The following is a 17,826-nucleotide window of genomic DNA, read 5'->3' as shown; positions in this document are numbered from 1 at the left end:
CGCCGGCAACTGAGCCGGCGTCCGCCGCGTTTGAATTGGTCTCCGGCAGACTGAGCGCTGTCTCCTGGTGAAAGCTCAGCAGTGCGTGCAACACCGATAGCGCGCGCTGGGTGACGCCGAGCGGCTCCTTGGCTTCGGTGAGCGCCCGAAACAGCCGCCATTTGTGGACGACGGTTTCGGAAGCGCCCGGCCTTGCGGCGAAATTCTCGGTCGCGGCCTGGCTCGCCACCATGGCGAGCGACAGCGGCCGCCGCCCGAAGGGCGTCGTTGGACGTGTCTGCATGTTCCTTTGCCTCATTCAGGCAAAAGAAATCCGCTCACCGAAACGGCGCCGACTCTTGACAGCGATTTGCGGAAGTGTGATTCTTCGAGCGCCAACACAAAGAAGGGGCTTCCGGAACGGCGACGTGACGGGGGCCTTTTTCTTTTGCGATCAATCTCCGTTGGTTTCGTGAAACGCTAAAACAGCGCCAGATACGCGGCGCGAAAGAAGCGTCAGCTCCCGCGATCTCCGCCGGCCTTGTACTCCTCATAGAGAAGCTGCAGCCTTTCGGCGACGAAATCGCCGAATTGCGGGACCACACGATCGTCGAATGTGAGCGTCAGCTTTTTGCCGGAGCGCATGATGCGCGCGACGCGCGTCCCATCCTCTGCATTCCATGTCTCGGGGCGAAGGCGGGCTTCGCGAACGCGCAACCGGTCATAGAGGGTTTGGAACCTTTTATCGGTGTCCAAATCCCCGAACGAGGGCTCCGCCACAATGGCGCGCGCCCGCGCGCGATTGTCTTCCACATCGAGAAGCTCGGTCAGCTCCTGCCAGCGCACGCGGCCAAATCCGGGCGCGGGGCCGATCGCGTCGATCAGCGCGCCGGGAACGCGCGTCGCGATGGCGATGAGGCGCGACAGCGCGGCCTTGTCGACATTGAGAGACGCCATGATGATCTCGCGCGAGAATTTCCGATCCTCGAGCCGCGCCGCGAAGCGCGCGCGCTCGATGAAGGTGAGATCGGTCCGTCCACTATTCTCCTGCCCCTGCGCGACGACGAGCTGCTCATCGGTCAGATCGCGCACGACGGCGCGAACCTTGACGCCGAGCTCGCGAGCGGCGCGCAATCTGCGGTGGCCGAAGGCCACCTCGAAACGCTCCGGCGGCTTCGGGCGGACGAGAATGGGAACATTCTGCCCATGCTCGCGGATCATCTCGCGAAACGCCGCATTCTGTTCCGGCGTAGAGTCCATGCGATCGGGCACGAAGGAGGCGTCGATGAGACTGGGGTCTATCTCGACGACGGTTTGGCCTGCGACCAGCTTCTGCTCGATCTGCTCGGCCCGCTTCACACGCTCGGAAATGTCGCCCAAGGATTGCGATATGGCGCCGAGAGCGCTCGATTGCTTGATCGGACGATCGAGACCGAGAAGCGGACGCGCCGGATGCGGCGCTGCGGCGCGCGCCTCCGCCTCCTGAGGCCGCGTCTCCTCCAAAGGCGCGTCGAAGCTGATTTTCCGCGCCATCGTCAGCTTCTCCCCCAAACGCCGCGAATAAGGCCTTCGATCTCGCCATTGACGAGATCCAGCGCTTCGACCGCGCGGTCATAGGTTCCGCGCGTGAACTGCTGCCGCTCGACTTCATAGAGCGTCTGCTTCGTCAGGCCGGCGTCGGCGATCGCCGTGCTCTTCACCATCGGATGCGTGAGCACTCGGGAGCCGAAGATCGAGCGCAGCAGCCCCACCATCGTCGTTTGCGGGCCGTCGCTCGGCTCGTAGCGCGTCACCAGATATCGCATCCAATCATATTGCGTCTCGCCACCAGCGTTGGCGACGACGTCGAGCAGGCTGCCCGTCATGTTCAAGAACTGCGACATGGACATCACGTCGAGCATTTGCGGATGCACGGTGATCAAGACCGCGGTCGCGGCGCAGAGCGCGGAAAGGGTCAGAAAGCCGAGCTGCGGCGGACAGTCGATCACGACGATGTCGTAAGCGAAGCTCACCTGCGAGAGCGCCTCGGAGACGCGCGCGAAAAACAGCGAGCTATTTTCCTGTCGTCCCATGAGCGCCTTGGGCGTCTCATGCTCGAATTCCATGAGCTCCAATTGCCCGGGAACCACGTGCAAATTCGGTATGTACGTGGCGCGGACGATCTCTGCCATGTCGCGACGCTGCGCGTCGTAGCGAATGGCTCCGTAGATCGTCTCGCCTTCGCCGACGTCGAGCTCCGGCTGATGGCCGAAAAAGGTCGAGAGGCTGGCCTGCGGATCGAGATCGACCGCCAGCACGCGATATCCCCGAAACGCCAGAAATTGCGCGAGATGTGCAGCGGTCGTGGTCTTGCCGCTTCCGCCCTTGAAGTTCATCACCGAGACGATTTGAAGAGGCTCGCCGTCCTTGCGATGCGGCACATAGCGGCGCGCGCCTTTGCCATTGCGGTCGAGTTCGGCGCGGAGGCCGTCGATGTCCTCGACCGAATAGGTCCGCCGATTGTTCGGCTGGGCCGGAGGCCCCTTCCCTTCCGCGACGAGCTGTCGCAAATAGCCCTCGTGAATCCCGATGAAGCGTGCGGCCTCCGCAGGGGAAAATCGCCGAATGGTCTTCTGCGCGGCCGGCGGAAAATCCCTGATCTGCTGCGCGCGAAGGCGCATCGACAACTCGGCGGCGTCGGCATTGATCAGCGACCGCAGGTCGTCGGGACCCCGCTGCTGGCTTATGATCGATGTCGGCATTTGACTTCCCTGGATCTGCGGAAATTTCAGCTGTTGGCCCTGAAATGCGCTGATCGAAGTATAAGGGCCGATTCGCTCCACATCGCAAGGAGTTTTTATTTAACGAGAGGTTACCGCCGCGTCCAACGCCTTCGCCGCCAGGCGGCCCTATTCCCCAGTTGCACGCGGACAACTCGGCCGCTTCGATCGCGCCGGCTTCGGCCAACAGTTGCGCCCCCTCGGGAGTTGCACGCGTGCAACTTGAATCGATGCGAGCGAAGTTCTATCACCTAACAATACGACAGAGTGTCGGAGTGGCATTCGCACCCGACCGGGCCTCTGCGGAGAGCCGAATGCCGTGGCGATTCGGGCTATTCGCTTTTCGAGCGCCGCTGTTTCCCACGCGCCCTATGAGGCCGCCCCTCACACATCATCGATCGCGCTCTCGACGACGCCGCAAATCGGGGATGCAATCAACTATCACTCCCCTCACTGCAACCAGCCCTTTTTTGGGCGCATCCACGCCCCCACGCGGGACGCTCTCACGGGGACGAAGGTGGTGTTGCACGTAAATCACCCGCAAGTTTCGACGGGAGGCGTCCAGGGCCACTCATCGGACCTGTTTTGAACCAAAGCGTGTCACGCTCGTTCCTAAGTTGTCCGCGTGCAACTCGGCGGAGAGCGGTCAACCGGCCGTCGCGCGCCCGCGTCGAGATCAAAGCTGGACAGGGCGGTCGAGAGACAACGGCCGCCCGATCAAAAATTCGCTTGGTGAGTGTCGACGACCGAGGCCCAACTTCTCGCTCGCGACCTCACTAGGTCATACCCCATCGCGTCCGCAGTCGTCGGAAGGGATTGCCCCGCAAGACGCCCCCAAGTCGATCCCGAACCGTTCACAAAAGAGGGCAGGGAGCGCGAAGAGGGCGACGTCACTTGACGGGTGGCTAAGCGGAGAGGGGCGATCTTCGGCCTCAGACCATCGCTCGTGAAGTACGAGCGCCATCGTTCCCACCACAGATCTACTTCCGATTTCCGTTCAACCTGCGCCTCGTCGAGGAAAGGCTCCTCGAACGGGAGGGGCGCTCTCTGCAAACACCCGAGGCGAGAAACGGAGTTCACCCTCGCAGCGGAGCCGTTCCTTCGCCGAGAATGTCGAGATAAGCGCGGTAGCTGAAAACGCGACCACGCCGACGGCCCGTGATCTCCGCGACGATGCCCAAACGCTCGAGATCGGCCAGCGCCGCATTGACTGTCGGCGCGCTCAACCCGGCACGCGCGACGAGGTCGTTCGCGGTGACGAACGGATGCAGCTGAAGCAAGTCGTGAATGCGAAGAGATGACCCCGTCCGATCGCTCTCCGCTGCTATCCGCTCCCGGTCGCTCGCGAAAAGACCGGCGATCCGCACGGCCGCTTCGAAGGCCTGATTCGCTGTTTCGGCAACGCCCTCCAGAAAAAATTCGAGCCAGCTCTCCCAAGCGCCATTCTCGCGGACCTCTTGCAAAAGACGATAATAGTCCGTGCGATGCGTCTTCAGATAAAGGCTGAGATAGAGGAGGGGAGTGCGCAGCACGCCATTGGCGCACAGGAACAGCGTCACCAGAAGGCGCCCGACGCGACCGTTGCCGTCGAGAAACGGATGAATGGTCTCGAACTGGACGTGAAGCAGGCCAGCTTTGATCAGCGGCGGCAATTGCGATCGAGTTTCGTGAATAAACCGCTCGAAGGCGTCGAGACAGGCGCTGACATCGCTCGGAGGCGGCGGCACGAACAACGCGTTGCCTGGCCGCGTGCCGCCGATCCAATTTTGCGAGCGACGAAATTCGCCGGGGTCTTTCGTCTCGCCACGACCGCTCTGCAGGAGGCGGCCGTGGAGCTCACGAATGAGTCGAAGCGAGAGCGGGAATTCTTCGAGCCGCTCGAGGCCATACATCATCGCATCGACATAATTCGAGACTTCTCGGATGTCGTCGATCGGCTGACCAGACTGCGCCTCGGTCTCGAACCGAAGGAGATCGGCGAGGGTCGACTGCGTGCCCTCGATTTGCGATGAGAGCACGGCTTCCTTGCGGACATACATGTAGAGAAAAAGTTCCTGTCGCGGCAGCAGAACGGCTGCTCCATCGAGCCGGCCGAGCGCACGTTCCGCGGCGCTGAGGCGACCGAGAAGGGGCAGGAGGTCGATGTTCGGGCTCGGCGGCAGAGGAGGGGGAACGAAGGCGCGTACAACTTCGCCGCCGACAGTCGCCTCCACGTATCGACCGAGCCGAGAGCTATGGGAATTCTGAACGCTCATGGGCGCAGCATGACCCAGGCACCTTATTTAAGCAACTGGATGCTTCCTTAAATAGTTGACCTGGGGTTTTAAGGCGGCTTAATTAACTGGGCGCCCCACCGGACCGCCCCCGTCACAGTTGCGACGCCTCCGCGAAACTCGATTCGGCTATAAACTCCCTCATGGCGTCGAAAAACACGCTCAACGCTCAAAACCTCGAAGCGCTCGGCGCCGCGCGGCTCGCCGAACTGTTGATGGAAATCAGCAGTGGCGACGCTGCCGTAAAGCGACGTTTGCGCCTTGCGCTTGCCGGCGCCCGCAGTCCGGCCGACGCCTCACGAGAAATTCGCAAACGCCTCGCCGCGATCTCCCGATTCAGCGCCTTCATCGATTGGCAGAAACGCCGCGCTCTCGTCGACGATCTCGAAACGCAGCGACGCGCAATCGTCGATCACGTCGGACCGGCGGATCCGAAAGTAGCGCTCGATCTCATGTGGAGCTTCACAGCGCTCGCCGCTTCGGTGTTCGCGCGCTGCGACGACAGTAGCGGCACGATCATCGGAGTTTTTCACCAAGGAGCAAAGGACCTCGCTCGCTTGGCCGAGACCGCACGTTGTAACGCAGTGGAGTTGGCCGACCGCACATATCAGGCGCTGCTCGCCAACGACTATGGACAATACGACCACCTCATCGCCACGTTGAGCGGTTCGCTCGGCGACGCCGGTCTCGTGCATTTGAAGCAGCGTCTCATCACGCTGTCCAACGAGCCGACGAAAAAACTCGCGGATCACGAAAGACGCAAAATCGGCTGGTCGTCGAGCGGTCCGATATTTGAAGACGATATCCAGAATCGCCATCAGGCCAGCGTCATCCGGTTTGCGCTGAGCGACATTGCCGACGCGCAGGGCGACGTCGACGCCTTCATCGCGCAATATGACACACGAGCGACGAAATCTCCGAAAATCGCGGCGGAAATTTCTCGACGGCTCACCGCCGCCGGCCGCGCCGACGAGGCGCTGCAGATTGTGGAAGCCGCCGAGCGTGGGCGCGCCGACCGCCCTGAGTTCGAATGGGAAGACGCGCGCATCGCGGCGCTCGACGCGCTGAGTAGAAACGAGGAGGCGCAATCAGCGCGCTGGTCGTGCTTCGAGCGCTTTCTGTCAGAGCGGCATTTACGCGAGCATTTGAAGCGCCTTCCCGACTTTGACGATATCGAGGTGGAAACAAGAGCGCTCGACATCGTCGAAAGCCACGCCAATTTCCAACAGGCGCTGTGGTTCCTGGCGTCATGGCCGGCGCTCGATCGGTCGGCAAAGCTTGTCCTACAGCGCTCCCAGGATCTCGACGGAGATCGCTATGAAATTTTGACGCCGGTCGCCGAGGCCTTGGCTGGAAAACATCCATTGGCGGCGACGCTGGCGTTGCGCGCCATGATCGAATACGCGCTCGATCAGAGTCGAACCAGCCGCTACAAACACGCGGCGCGCCATTTACTAGAATGCGCGGGGTTGGCGGCAAATATCGCCGACTTCGGAAAGCATGAGACGCACCAAGCCTTCTTAGCCCGGATACGCGGCAAGCACGGCAAGAAGACTTCGTTCTGGTCCAACACGGCCTGAGCAAAGGTTCTCATCGGTCGAACGCTTGCAGCGCCGTTAAAGCGGCGCGCGGATCGAAACAGGGCAGGGCGTCATAGGGGCCAAGCCAAGCGCTACATTGCCGACGACTATCCACAACTGTTCGTTTCGAAGCGCATCCGAAGGCTGAAGTTCGCCGCCGCGACATAGTGGTGAGCAGAAGAAAGGCCTGCAAAACGCCCTTTTCGTCGATTCGCGCCGAAAGCTCGCCTCCGGAGCCGTTCCGAGGCTTGCTTTCGGCCAGCCGCGGCGGCGCATTTCGATCAGGGTGACGAAACAGACAAATGTATCTTCTATCACTCAAGCTACATTCGCACTAAATTGATAATCGTCTTGATTCGTGCAGGATTAAAAATGGGGTTAGATCTTCCCGGCTCGGTTTCATTCGAGCCTCTGCAGGCGCCCTTCGAGAGCGCGTCGGACGCCCTCGCGCGTTTCGACGAGCGGCTTCGTTCCAGTCCCGTCGCCGAAGCGTTCATTCTTCGCGCGCATTTCCACGACGCCTGCGCCGCCTTGTGGCGCGCGGGCGAATTCGTGCAGCTCGAAGATCTCGTGCTTCATGACGCCGGAATGGACGTCCGCACGCCGACGCACGAGCTCGTGCGGGCCCACGCCGTTCTACTCACGCGTCGTCGCATAGCCGATCGCGAACCGGCCTGGGCGTTGACGACCGAGGGCCTCGCCAATCTACGTGGGGCAGGGAGATCGAATGATGCGGTGTTTGAGCCAACCGCTGGTTCGGGCGCCATGGACGAAGCGGCGGATGGAGAGCTGGATGATGAGGACGGTGAGACGATCATTACAGGAGAATTCGCCGAAATCGACGAATTGCTGGCGCGAACGTCACGCCCGATAGAGCGAATCCAGCCGGCTCCGCCGAAGCGAGACGACTCTGGTTTGGTCTACGACGAAGATTGGGACGATCAGGCCCGTCTCGCGGAGTGGCGCGAGCGTTTGGGCCGCAGCCAGAACCTTCCGCCATTGATGGCGGCAAGCGTCGCGCTCGATGCTTGGGAGGAGATCGAGCCGTTGCAGCGCAGCGCTTGGCTCGGCTCCTTGCTCGCCGCGGCCTTGCTCCGATCCCGTGGAAAGACACGACATCATCTCACCGCGCTGCATTCTGGATTTCGACAGGCCAAATTTCGGCGAGTCGGCCGGGATGATTTGGAAACTCGATTGATCGCATTCGCATGTGCGATCGAAGCGATGGCGAAGGCGGACTCGAAGGAACTCGACAGATTGACGCTCGCGCGCGAGCTCCTGCTCAGAAAATGCAAAGGCCGAAGAACCAATTCGAGGATGCCGCAGCTCGTCGAATTGTGTCTCGCTTCGCCGGTCGTCACTGTCCCTCTCGCCGCCAAGGAGCTTCGGGTCTCTCAACAAGCCGCCACTACGATGATCGACGAACTCTCGTCGAACCTTCGCGAGTTGACCGGACGCGGTCGATACAGGGCTTGGGCTGTCATCTGATGGATGGAGTATGTCGGACCAAATCTGGGCAATCGACTCGCGTGGGTTCACCGCGTGGCGTCGGAGGTTTTGGCGCAACGCAGGCACGCCGCCGCCTATCGAATCCGGAGGCGCGAATTGCCATTTTCAAGGTCCGTCGCCGTAATTTTCTCGCCGAGAAATGCCTCGTTGATCGCGAAATTCGTCAGCAAATGCGGCGACGGCGCGCAGGTGAAAACCGCAAAGCGCGGACGACTCGTTTGCGGGGCCAGCGTGCTCACGACCGATGCGCAGCAACGCGAGTGTGGAAGAGAAGAGCATCGTGAATAGCATGACGGCGACGGTGCTTTCACGTATGTCATCGATGCGCCAAACATGACCAGCGCCGTCGACGGTATCTCCGCCCGGTCCGATAAGCCAGGGCGTCAGATGAGTGAGACCGGCGCTCAGATAAAGCAAGACGGCCGCCACCCGAAACTCGGGGCTCTGCGCACGGGCTGAATCCAGCGCCGGCTCTTGCCGACGCAGATAGAGAGCATAGGCCTGAAAGAACAGCCACGAAGTCGAGAACCACCCGAAAAAGTTGGAGATCGGCACACCGAAGAAGGCGCCGCCCCTATGCCATATCCATGCTCCAGAGATGGTCGCGCTCGGCGCATCCATGACGACGTCCCATTGCGTCATCACGAAAGCCGCGACGAGGGGTAGAGCGATCACATTGCCTTTCTCGTTCAGCCGTCCGTCGGCGTGGTCGAGCAGGGCGCCGGCGACGACCCATGAGCAATATCCCATGCCGAACCATAGGCCGCCGACGACGAGCGGGATGACGCCGATCCGCGGTCGATCGGCGCCGATCGTGAAGTGATAGAGCCCGAACGGCAGCCCCGTGGCCACGCCAATGTTCTCGATGGTGAACGTTATAGCCGAGCAAATGAGGAGAAGTGCGACGGCGTGCCTTACGCCATAGGCATGGCACGCGAGCCCGAACGCGCAGGAAATGGAGATCGCCGCGAGAATTTGAGCGAAAAGAGTGGCGCTCCACGCGAAACCGATAACAACGACGAGAAAGGAAATTGTCGCGCTCCAAGCCCAAATGCGAACTTTCATGAGCATAGCCTTTCTTCTGGTCATCACCGAAGTCATTCGCATGAGGAAAAGAGACGGAAGAACCACGGCTCTGAACCTCCGTGTCTCAGGGAGCATCTCCACCCGCTTTCGATCAACGAACGCGCAATGAAACGATTGACCCAGCCATGACCGATCAGAGCTGTGGGGCCGTGATGGGCCTCGACGATCAACCGCTTCGCCGCGATCGATCCGCGTGCGGCGACCGCTCGATGCAGGGATGGACTCATTGCTTCGCCGACGCGTGACCAAGCGAACCAGGCCAGGAGCGGCATTCGAAATTGGAGCCGTGGAACGACGTGATGCGGTTCTTCATTGAACATCGCGTCGTATCGAACGTCTCGATCGAGAAAAAGGATGCGCGCCGATTCTCTCGCGCGCGGCAGTTCGCTCGCGAACAACCCGCGAGCAAGTCGCAGCCGTTCGGTCAATTTTTCCGCAGGGCGAGAATCCGGGCAGAGGGGCGCAGCATCGTAATCTTCAACGAAGCGAAGGAAGTCCTCGCGTGAGAAGAGCCCGTCGGATTCAATCGCGACGCGGCCGTGCCGAATGAGGACAATCGTGGAAGCCATAGAAATGCCTTGACTCGCTTCACGCGACCGGACGCGCCGGTGGCGGCGGAGTATCGCCGACCCGTCGCGGGATAAGATGAAGATGCGCGTGGAATATTTTTTGTCCCGCCGCTTCACCGATGTTCGAGCCGACGTTGAATCCGCCTATCGTCGGATCTTCGTCCATCAACATCGTGCGGCATCGTGATGCGAGTTCGTGAACGGCTTCTCGCTCAGCCGCGGAAGCCTCGAATATGTCGGCGACATGACGCTTTGGAATGACCAATGTGTGCAGGGGGCGTATCGGAAACTTGTCACGGATGGCGATGGCGAGTTCGTTTTCTGCGACGAGGGTCAGCGACGACACGGCGCAAAATGGGCAGTTTGGGCTGGACATGGGAACTCCAATCGGCATAATATTATTGCATTACGATAATTATTTATCTATGGCAATAACGGAATGCCGAGGTCCACATGGACAATGTCACGCTCTTTCCCTCTCGGCCGATAGCTGCGACGCAGGATCAGCCAAGACGGGTCGCAATCCGACGCAGAAGCGACCTGCTCGCGACCGCGCTGACCGTCGCCTTCGCATTGGCTGCAGCGTTTACCCTGACGCTCGCCATGGCGGCGCTGCTCTATGACGGGCCGCTGCTCTCTTTTGGTCCGGGAGGACTATGGATCGGACGAGCGCCCGATCCGGCGGGCGGCCGCGTGGCTCTCTCGGCCTTTGCCCCGAGCCAGCGGCTGGCGGGCGCCGTCGCCATCTGCCTGCTCACTGCGCCGATCATGTTCATTCTTCACGAGGCGCGCGGGTTGTTTCGTCTCTATGCCGATGGGATCGTGTTCGCCTTCGAAAATGCGCGCCGAATAAAATTCATGGGCGTAGGCCTCATTCTCTACTCGGCCGCGCCATTCGTCGCCAATCGCGTCATCATGCTCGCGGGCGTGACGAGTGACCCGATCTGGTTTCACCTCGACGAGGTCATGTCGTTGATCTTCGGCGCGCTGGCATTCGTCATCGCCGACGTCATGGAGTTCGGTCGTGAGATCGAGCAGGAACGGGATGGATTCGTCTGATGCCGATCATCATGCGCCTCGACGTCATGCTGGCCAAACGCCGGATGCGCTCAAAGACGCTCGCGCAGGCGATCGGCATCACCGAGGCGAATCTCTCTCTCCTCAAATCGGGCAAGGTGAATGGCGTTCGCTTTTCGACGCTCGCCGCGATTTGCCACTATCTCGACTGCCAACCCGGTGACCTGATGGAATATACGCCGGATGACGAGGCGGGATCCTTGAAAGACGCCGTTTGATTCATTCTGTGGCTGGGCTTCGCCATGACCGATTTTCCTCGTTGTCCGCTTTTGGTTGTTCCCTTGCTTCTGAGTTGCGTTGTCGCGCCGGCCGAGGCGGCGCGAAAAGGCCCTCCGCCGCAAACGGCCGCGGCTTTCACGACTGGCGAAATTCCTATGATCCTCGACACCAGCCGTGTTTTGCTGGACGTCGCCTTCGAGACGCCCGAGGGGGGAGCGCGTAAGGCGCTCGTTTGGTTCAACATGGGTATGGCTGCGCCGGTTCTGACGCGGACGCTCTATCAGGAGTTGGCCATCGACCGAGGGCGACCGCTACGACTCTGGGTCGGGGACCGCGCGATCATGGCGGAGGCGGGCGACGTCGTGGATGGCGATGGCGGACTCGGCGTTCCGGACTTTCGACATCTCTTCGCGCCCAAGCCGGTCGAAGCTATGCTGCCGACGAGCCTCTTACAGCAGTTCATTGTGACTCTCGACTATGGTCGTCACTCCTTCGCTATCGCGGAGCCCGGGACCCGAAAACCAGAGGGCGTCGCCGTTCCGTGCGATGTCAATTTAAAGACCGGCGTCATCGCGATCCAGGCCAAAATCGGCGAAAGCGTTTACCCGCTCGCGCTCGACGCTGGCTCCGGCTACAGCTGGGTGCGAGGTGATGTCGCGAGGGGCTGGATGGCGCAGCATCCTGACTGGCGGCGCGCTTTTGGCGCGGTCGGCCCGGCCAACGCCAATATGGTTGATTTCGCCTTCGAGAAGGACGGCGTCGAGTTCCGCGTTCCGAGGATGACGGTCGGCGCGCTCTCCCTCGACAATGTCGGCGCACTGGCGACCGCCCCTATACTCGGCGCCTTCGCCGATGGATTGCTCGGAGACTTCTTTTGGGACAATTGGAGCAAGGCGGCTCCGAAACCCGTCATCGGCTGGCTCGGCGGCAATGTGCTCAAAGATTACAAGCTGACAATCGACTACCCGAACCGAATGACCTATTGGCAAAAGCAGCGGAGCGTTGATTTGCACGAACTCGATCAGCCGGGTCTTACCCTCGTTCGGCGCGATGATCGCTACTTCATCGGCAACTTTGTTCGCAAGGCGAGGACCGCCGGAGCCGATGCAGTCATAGAAGGAGCCGAAATCGGCGACGAACTCGTCGCAGTCAACGGCGCTGAAATTCGGGGCGCCGGTAAGGAGGCTGTGTTGTCGAAGCTCCATGGCGCGCCGGGGGATCGTCGTCGGCTGCTGCTGGAGCGCGACAACGCGCGGATCGAAATCGACGCGGTGATCTCGGGATACGATTGATCAGTGCAAAACGTCCCCTTCGCCCAACCGCCTGATAGACAGGGTGCGCGCCACGGACTCGGACTATCATAGTTTGATCGAGACCAATGTTCTCGGCTTCACGGACCTGTTGGCGCGTATCGTCAGCATCTTCAAACTTCGCCGATCCAAGACAGCGATTCTCGCGATTTCCAGTCTTTGCCCCAGAACCGGCCCACCCGCAGCCGGATCCAGAATTCTGTCCGCTGGGCGATAACAGCTCACCGGCACTCTCCTCGCCGGGCTCGGTCCGTGACGCCGCCTCGCAACATGAGACGGCAGGCATATCGCTGTGGAACATCCGGCAAAGCGGCATCTCGCCTTTTTTGATAAAAAGGTCTCGCGGCGCCTCGCATTCCTGGACTGCGGCAGCGCAGGTTCTCGGGCGTCTAGCTTCCCAACGAGCATTTTTTCTTTTCTCTTATTCTTCTGAGGAACAAATGAGTGTCGAAAGTGAAAGCAGAATAGGCAGCATCCACATCGTTTCCCCGCTCGAAATTCACGATCTGGAAGAGCCGTTGTTGGCCGTGAGCGTATGGGCTCCGGCTGACGATTTTCGCGCGCGTCTAAATGGTCGAGATGTGACTTGCCGTTTCAGCGAACCGGTCTCCGGGGTACGAAGCGCCGTTTTCGAACGCGGCACGGATTTCGATCTCGGTCCGGGCACATTCATGGCGGCAGTCGGCGAATGCAGTACTGCGACTCAGGAGACGGTCGGGTTCTCTTTCACTGCGTGGCAAATCACCGAATCCGGTCACGCGCAATTGGAGCTCGATGAAAATCGCCAGACACGGGTGAAGCGAGCCGTCCTCAACGGTCTGGTGCTGTTCGAGCATCCCGGATCGGGCGCGAAGGTTCGCGTCCACTCCGATCGATTCCGAGCAGGAGTAGACCTCAGCGCAGATGACGGACTCACGTACGGGGACAATCTTCTCGTAGTGGATGTTCCGTGCGGCGACTATGTGTCGAGCCGAATAGCGCGCTCGATCACTGTCGCCAAGACTGCTCCACTCGCAGGAGCAGGCCGGAGTCGAATCGTTTCCGTCGGCAATTCCATAACTCTCGACGGTTCAGAATCGAAATCTGCATTCGACGGCAGCCGTCTTCGGTTTCGTTGGAGCATTGCCGAAGGACCGACCGGCGCTCAGGCGGAAATAAGCGATCCGGCGAATTCGCAGGCAAGGTTCGTCGGAAATACGCCGGGCCGCTACCTTGTACGACTCGCGGTCTCGGAAGTTCTGAACAGCGGAGACGAGGCGCCGGCGGACGAACTCATCGGCGTGGACGAGGTCGAGATTGCGGTTGTTCCGACCGATGATCCGATGGGTCTGCCTATTCAAACCATCGACGAGCAAGGCGATATTCGGATCGGGAGCCGGAACTATGGATCGACCTCCGAATGGCTACGCATGCTCGTGCTCGATCAGACGGTTCTGACCGAAATCAGCGATCTCTCCTACAATGAGAACGACTTGCAGAAACTGCAGGCGGACATAAATCGGCTTACCGGCGACGAGATCGTAATCGTGACCGCGCGCCCTCAGGGCCACAGGACTCCTGGAGCGGTCGACGAAAAGCTATTTCGAGAAATCCTCGGGAGCATCGGCGCCGTTGCAGAAAGTCCCGACGGCGCCTGGATTCTGGCCAAACGACGTTTTTCGGTCATCGGCCGCAAGGGGCTCAACCCGGGCCAGGCATGGCAGAACAGCACAGATCTTTCGGCTTCGGATTCGGGAGGGAGCCTGAAAGGCTATCTGCAAATGGCGTCCGGCAACGCGTTCTCCTTCGTTTCCCCCGAAATGCTGGCGCTCGATACCGAGGCGAGCGGATCGGACGGCTACACTCGCAACGTGATAAAGATCAGCGACCGAGCCTTTCCTTCCGAGAGCATCCAGAATGGCGCGACGGCGCTTCAGCTGGTCGCGCTCGATGGCGAACGATTAGACCTGCGCGCCAATCTCACTTTCGAACTCTGCCTTCCCAGGGGGGCCGCTGTGGAGGGGGAGAGAGGAGACCCGAAACACGGAAAGTTCGGCAGCGGCGTCAGCGGTCTTGCAGCCGCGCTGGATTACTTCCGCGCCGAAGCGTCCGGTGCGCTTCTCGTGCTGCAGACCTTCGGTCAGGGACAGTGGTGGGGCAATACGCCCAACGGCTCTCCGAGCTGGGCCAACGACGACGTCGAAGCAAAGAATTTTCCGACATGGGACGGCAGGCTTTTCGCCGTATCGGATGGGTCCGAAAATCCCGCGAACGCCCTCTATCGGGTTTGGAACCCGGGCTACCCGACAGTAGCCGGACAGATCGGCGCGCTGACCAGCGGCGCAGGCCACGACATCGTCACCGCGTTCGGTTTCCAGCAGTACAACCAGGGCACGTCGAACGGCGGCCTTACGGTGGTGGCCAGCACTCATCCCTACGATGGCAGGCGCAACTTCATCCAAGGGCAGACCGGACAGGTTCAGTCGCGCCCTCGGTTGGTGGGCACGCTGATCCGCACGCGGCAATGGCAGTGGAGCGTTCAGACCAGCTCGTCCAGCCCTGAATTCGAAACGACGCGGCTATGGGAAGTGGCGTTCGGGCCAGCAAAGGACTGGCCCTATGCGGAAGGCGCCGGATATCGGGCTGCGATGGCCCATATTGCCGATCAGCTCTGGCCGGGCTCCGGAATTGTCGACCTTCGTCCGCAATATGTGCTGAAGAAATCCGCCGATTGGGATGGCCTCGCTCTGGCGACCGGCAATTTGCAATACCCGGCCGGGAGCGCTTTTACGGAAGCCGAGTTCGACGATGTGCGTACGCAGCTCGTAACCGAGATGCTCTATGTGGCGGCGATGAAGAACATCGTCACGCAATGGCGCCGGGTATTCAGGGACGCGACATTCAGCGGCTATGTCGATTTGCAATCGATAGCCCGAACGGTCATCGACAATGCGCTCGCGAACGCCAAAAGGCATGAGCATGAGACGACGAGCCTCGATTGGTTGGACATCGTCGGGTATTCCTTGTCCGTCGCATCCTCTATCTTGGGCTTCACTCCGGCCGAGGAGATCGCGGCGCCGCTCGGCCTCGTTGCGAATGTGTTCGGACTCGCCTCCGCTTTGAGCCCAGGTCATGAGAGCGGCGGCAGCAGCCGACCGAACTCTCAAAAGATATGGAACCGGGCGGACCTCCTCGCGCAGGATTTGCTCGCGCGTTTCGATCAACTGGTCGACCTCACGAACCACATCGAAGACATCCTTTTCAGCAACTGGGGCAAGCTCGAGCAAGCCGGCGCGCATGCGAATGGATCATGGGCGTTCGGAACCGCTGTTCAACGCACATTCGCGCAGGCGATCGCAGTGTCTGCGAAGCGCGCCTTCTATAGAGCCTTGCTGCCGCTCACTTACGAACAGTGGGTCATCAGCCCCAATCGGACCGGCGCGGAGAACGATCCACAATGGGGGCCGGATGGTCTCGAACTGCCTGGGCGCAATTATCGATCCTGGGGGGCTGGGGACGGCGCCTATCCTCATCCGCCGGGGCACTACCCGTTCGCGAACAGCCCGGACGGCGCACTGCATTACGGCGGCGTTCACGGATGGACTCCGCCCGGCAGCACGACCCCGCCCGCGGCCGACGACCAAGTCTGGTACGAGATCCGTGTGTTGAAAAGCAAGGATGACCCTTTGGTCATAAAACCGAACGAATACTATCGGGGCGGCAATCCGACGATATGGCAGGATGGAAGCAATCCGCCGGCTAGCCTCGTAAATCCGCTGTTCGAACCCATCGATCCGAGCGACGTTTCCGGCAACCCGATAAAACTGGGCATCGACAAAACGCACTTCTTTGGTGACTTCAATGACGGATGGGGATGGAGAAAAGCCATCGCGTCCTAGGTCGGTGGAGTGCGCTTCGGCTTCGGCCGGGCGTTGAACCAGCGCTGTTTGATGGACACGCAGGCGAATGGGATTCGCCTAGAGGTCGTTCCTCGCCAGCACGGCGCCCGTGAGCTGCGAGACCCAGCGCGACGCTTCGGCGTCCGGCTGCGGATGCGAGGGGCCGCCGCCTGGGGGCGCGCCGAGAACTTTCTGCTCGCCGAGCTTGCGCGCCTCGCCGGGCGAAACGCCGAACTGTCGACGGAATGCGCGAATAAAAGTCGCATCCGAAGCGAACTCGCACTCCAAGGCGATATCGAGGATTCGCCACGTGCGGAAAGCGGGCGAGATCAGCATGGCGAAGGCGCGGTGCAGGCGCCTTTCGTGAATATAGCTCATCGGGCTTTGCGGCGCGAAAAGACGATAGAGGCCGGCGCGTGACAAATCAAACTCGCGGCAAAGAGGTTCGACCCCGAGCGACGCCACGCCGAGATTGTTCTCGATATGAGTCTTGATGCGGGCGCGCAATGATTCCTGGGAAGCGCTGGCCGGCGACTGGTCGTCTTCCCAGCGCCGATTGCATCCTCCCGCTGCGAGCTGCGCCAGCGATTGGACGGCCGCTTGACTTTCACTGTGCGTCAGCTCCAAAGCGCAACGCCGCAACGCGAGCATGCAGTCGCTCAGCATGCGCGTATAGGGCGCTTCACGCGGCATGATTCTGACCGTAGGTCCGCTATCGGCCGCGCTTAGCAGCGGCGCAAGCAACACCCTCGGCAGGACAAAGCTGATGTTTCGGGTGACGCCGTCGTCTGCCTGCATTTCCCGCGTCAGGCTCGGCTGTCCCATGTCGATGAGACTGACGTCTCTGGCCCGCTGAAGATAGGTGTGGTCCGAGGCCAAGAATTCGGCCCCGCCGCCGAGATACATGACCAGTTGAAAATGATCGATCCCGCGCGCCACATGTCTCGGCGTGCGGTCGTAACGAAGAGCGCTCGACCGCGCTTCGAGCAACAGCGCGCCGCTCAGGTGCAGGGTCGTCGAAGAGACGCGAAAATCCTTCGTCTCTCCGAGCACGATCACATCGCAAATGTCCTCTGTGAGTTGGCGAAAACGCTCGAGCGCGAGATCGGGCGAAGCGAAGTCGCCACTCGAGAAGCGCAGCGGCTGCTGCATGTCGGTGGGCGGCGGATGCTGGTTCATGCTCGAGATGCTGAAATAGTCGACGAATGGCCGAGCGTTACTCCGGAGCCGGGGGATTTGCAAATGGATCGGCTCGAGCCAGCGGGCTAAGGATTCCGCATCCACCCACTATCGAGAGAGGCCGGCTTCACGCTGTGGCGCCCTCGGGCATGAGACGCTGGGCAAGTCGGACCGCGACGCTCGGCAAAGCGCCGCAGTGCAATTTTCAGCGTAGCTCCAGATCGCGTCGATCCGACGTCGGGGTCCGAGTCGGCGTCCAGACGGGCGCCCGATCTGCATGTTTTCGCTCTCATGAGCGTCTAGCCGCCAAGTGATGATTGCGGTTCATTCCGCTACGCTTTTTGCCAGCGGCGACCGCTTTGTCGGCGTGGCCGAATGACCGCAAATGCCCCCTTGCAGACCTGTCGC

General features: G+C 61.0%; 14 protein-coding genes. 6 read left to right on the top strand and 8 right to left on the bottom strand.

Annotated elements, in window-relative coordinates; all coding sequences use genetic code 11:
* From A1351_RS04990 to A1351_RS04975, 4 genes are all read right to left on the bottom strand, one after another.
* Positions 1-283 (bottom strand): helix-turn-helix domain-containing protein (locus tag A1351_RS04990; RefSeq protein ID WP_305791300.1); only part of this gene is annotated, 283 nt, incomplete at its 3' end.
* Positions 284-495: 212 nt separating this feature from the next.
* Complete coding sequence (gene repB, locus A1351_RS04985) at positions 496-1,512, bottom strand: plasmid partitioning protein RepB (RefSeq protein ID WP_024881915.1); 1,017 nt, start codon at positions 1,510-1,512, stop codon at positions 496-498.
* Positions 1,513-1,514: 2 nt separating this feature from the next.
* Positions 1,515-2,720 (bottom strand): plasmid partitioning protein RepA, encoded by a 1,206-nt coding sequence (gene repA / locus A1351_RS04980; protein ID WP_064032391.1) that lies wholly within the window; start codon positions 2,718-2,720, stop codon positions 1,515-1,517.
* 1,094 nt (positions 2,721-3,814) lie between these two features.
* Positions 3,815-4,993, bottom strand: a complete 1,179-nt coding sequence (locus tag A1351_RS04975; protein WP_064032390.1) for a Fic family protein — start codon at positions 4,991-4,993, stop codon at positions 3,815-3,817.
* A gap of 161 nt (positions 4,994-5,154) precedes the next feature.
* Here A1351_RS04975 and A1351_RS04970 point away from each other — a divergent pair, with 161 nt between their 5' ends.
* A complete protein-coding gene (locus tag A1351_RS04970; protein ID WP_064032389.1) occupies positions 5,155-6,591 on the top strand; it encodes a DUF6880 family protein in 1,437 nt (478 codons plus the stop codon).
* Between the two features lie 372 nt (positions 6,592-6,963).
* Positions 6,964-8,079: an RHE_PE00001 family protein gene (locus A1351_RS04965; RefSeq protein WP_024881911.1), complete on the top strand. Its 1,116-nt coding sequence runs from the start codon at positions 6,964-6,966 to the stop codon at positions 8,077-8,079.
* Positions 8,080-8,205: 126 nt separating this feature from the next.
* Here A1351_RS04965 and A1351_RS04960 read toward each other — a convergent pair whose 3' ends face one another.
* The 3 genes from A1351_RS04960 to A1351_RS04950 are packed head-to-tail and all read right to left on the bottom strand — an operon-like array spanning position 8,206 to position 10,131.
* Positions 8,206-9,165, bottom strand: coding sequence for a carotenoid biosynthesis protein (locus A1351_RS04960; protein ID WP_198162225.1), 960 nt, complete (start codon positions 9,163-9,165; stop codon positions 8,206-8,208).
* A 32-nt stretch (positions 9,166-9,197) separates the two neighbouring features.
* Positions 9,198-9,755, bottom strand: a complete 558-nt coding sequence (locus tag A1351_RS24450; RefSeq protein ID WP_157096115.1) for a histidine phosphatase family protein — start codon at positions 9,753-9,755, stop codon at positions 9,198-9,200.
* Between the two features lie 19 nt (positions 9,756-9,774).
* Positions 9,775-10,131, bottom strand: a complete 357-nt coding sequence (locus A1351_RS04950) for an HIT family protein (RefSeq protein WP_024881908.1) — start codon at positions 10,129-10,131, stop codon at positions 9,775-9,777.
* Between the two features lie 77 nt (positions 10,132-10,208).
* On the opposite strand from A1351_RS04950, the gene A1351_RS04945 reads away from it, so the two are divergent.
* The 4 genes from A1351_RS04945 (at position 10,209) to A1351_RS04930 (ending at position 16,239) form a co-directional block, all read left to right on the top strand.
* Positions 10,209-10,814, top strand: a complete 606-nt coding sequence (locus A1351_RS04945) for a DUF2975 domain-containing protein (protein WP_024881907.1) — start codon at positions 10,209-10,211, stop codon at positions 10,812-10,814.
* A complete protein-coding gene (locus A1351_RS04940; RefSeq protein WP_024881906.1) occupies positions 10,814-11,050 on the top strand; it encodes a helix-turn-helix transcriptional regulator in 237 nt (78 codons plus the stop codon). Before A1351_RS04945 ends, A1351_RS04940 begins: the two co-directional genes overlap by 1 nt.
* A 156-nt stretch (positions 11,051-11,206) precedes the next feature.
* A complete protein-coding gene (locus A1351_RS04935) occupies positions 11,207-12,343 on the top strand; it encodes a peptide-binding protein (RefSeq protein ID WP_245291574.1) in 1,137 nt (378 codons plus the stop codon).
* Positions 12,344-12,801: 458 nt separating this feature from the next.
* Positions 12,802-16,239, top strand: coding sequence for a hypothetical protein (locus tag A1351_RS04930; RefSeq protein WP_157096114.1), 3,438 nt, complete (start codon positions 12,802-12,804; stop codon positions 16,237-16,239).
* Between the two features lie 78 nt (positions 16,240-16,317).
* On the opposite strand, the gene A1351_RS24445 is transcribed toward A1351_RS04930, so the two are convergent.
* Positions 16,318-17,418 carry a helix-turn-helix domain-containing protein gene (locus A1351_RS24445; protein WP_064032384.1) on the bottom strand — a complete coding sequence of 367 codons (1,101 nt, stop codon included), beginning with the start codon at positions 17,416-17,418 and terminating at the stop codon, positions 16,318-16,320.
* Positions 17,419-17,826: the final 408 nt, after the last annotated feature.

Origin of the sequence: Methylosinus sp. R-45379 (assembly GCF_001644125.1) — a bacterium.
Classification (GTDB): Bacteria; Pseudomonadota; Alphaproteobacteria; order Rhizobiales; family Beijerinckiaceae; genus Methylosinus.
The sequence above is the reverse complement of the archived record's forward strand: the minus strand, read 5'-3'. Positions and strand labels throughout refer to the sequence as shown.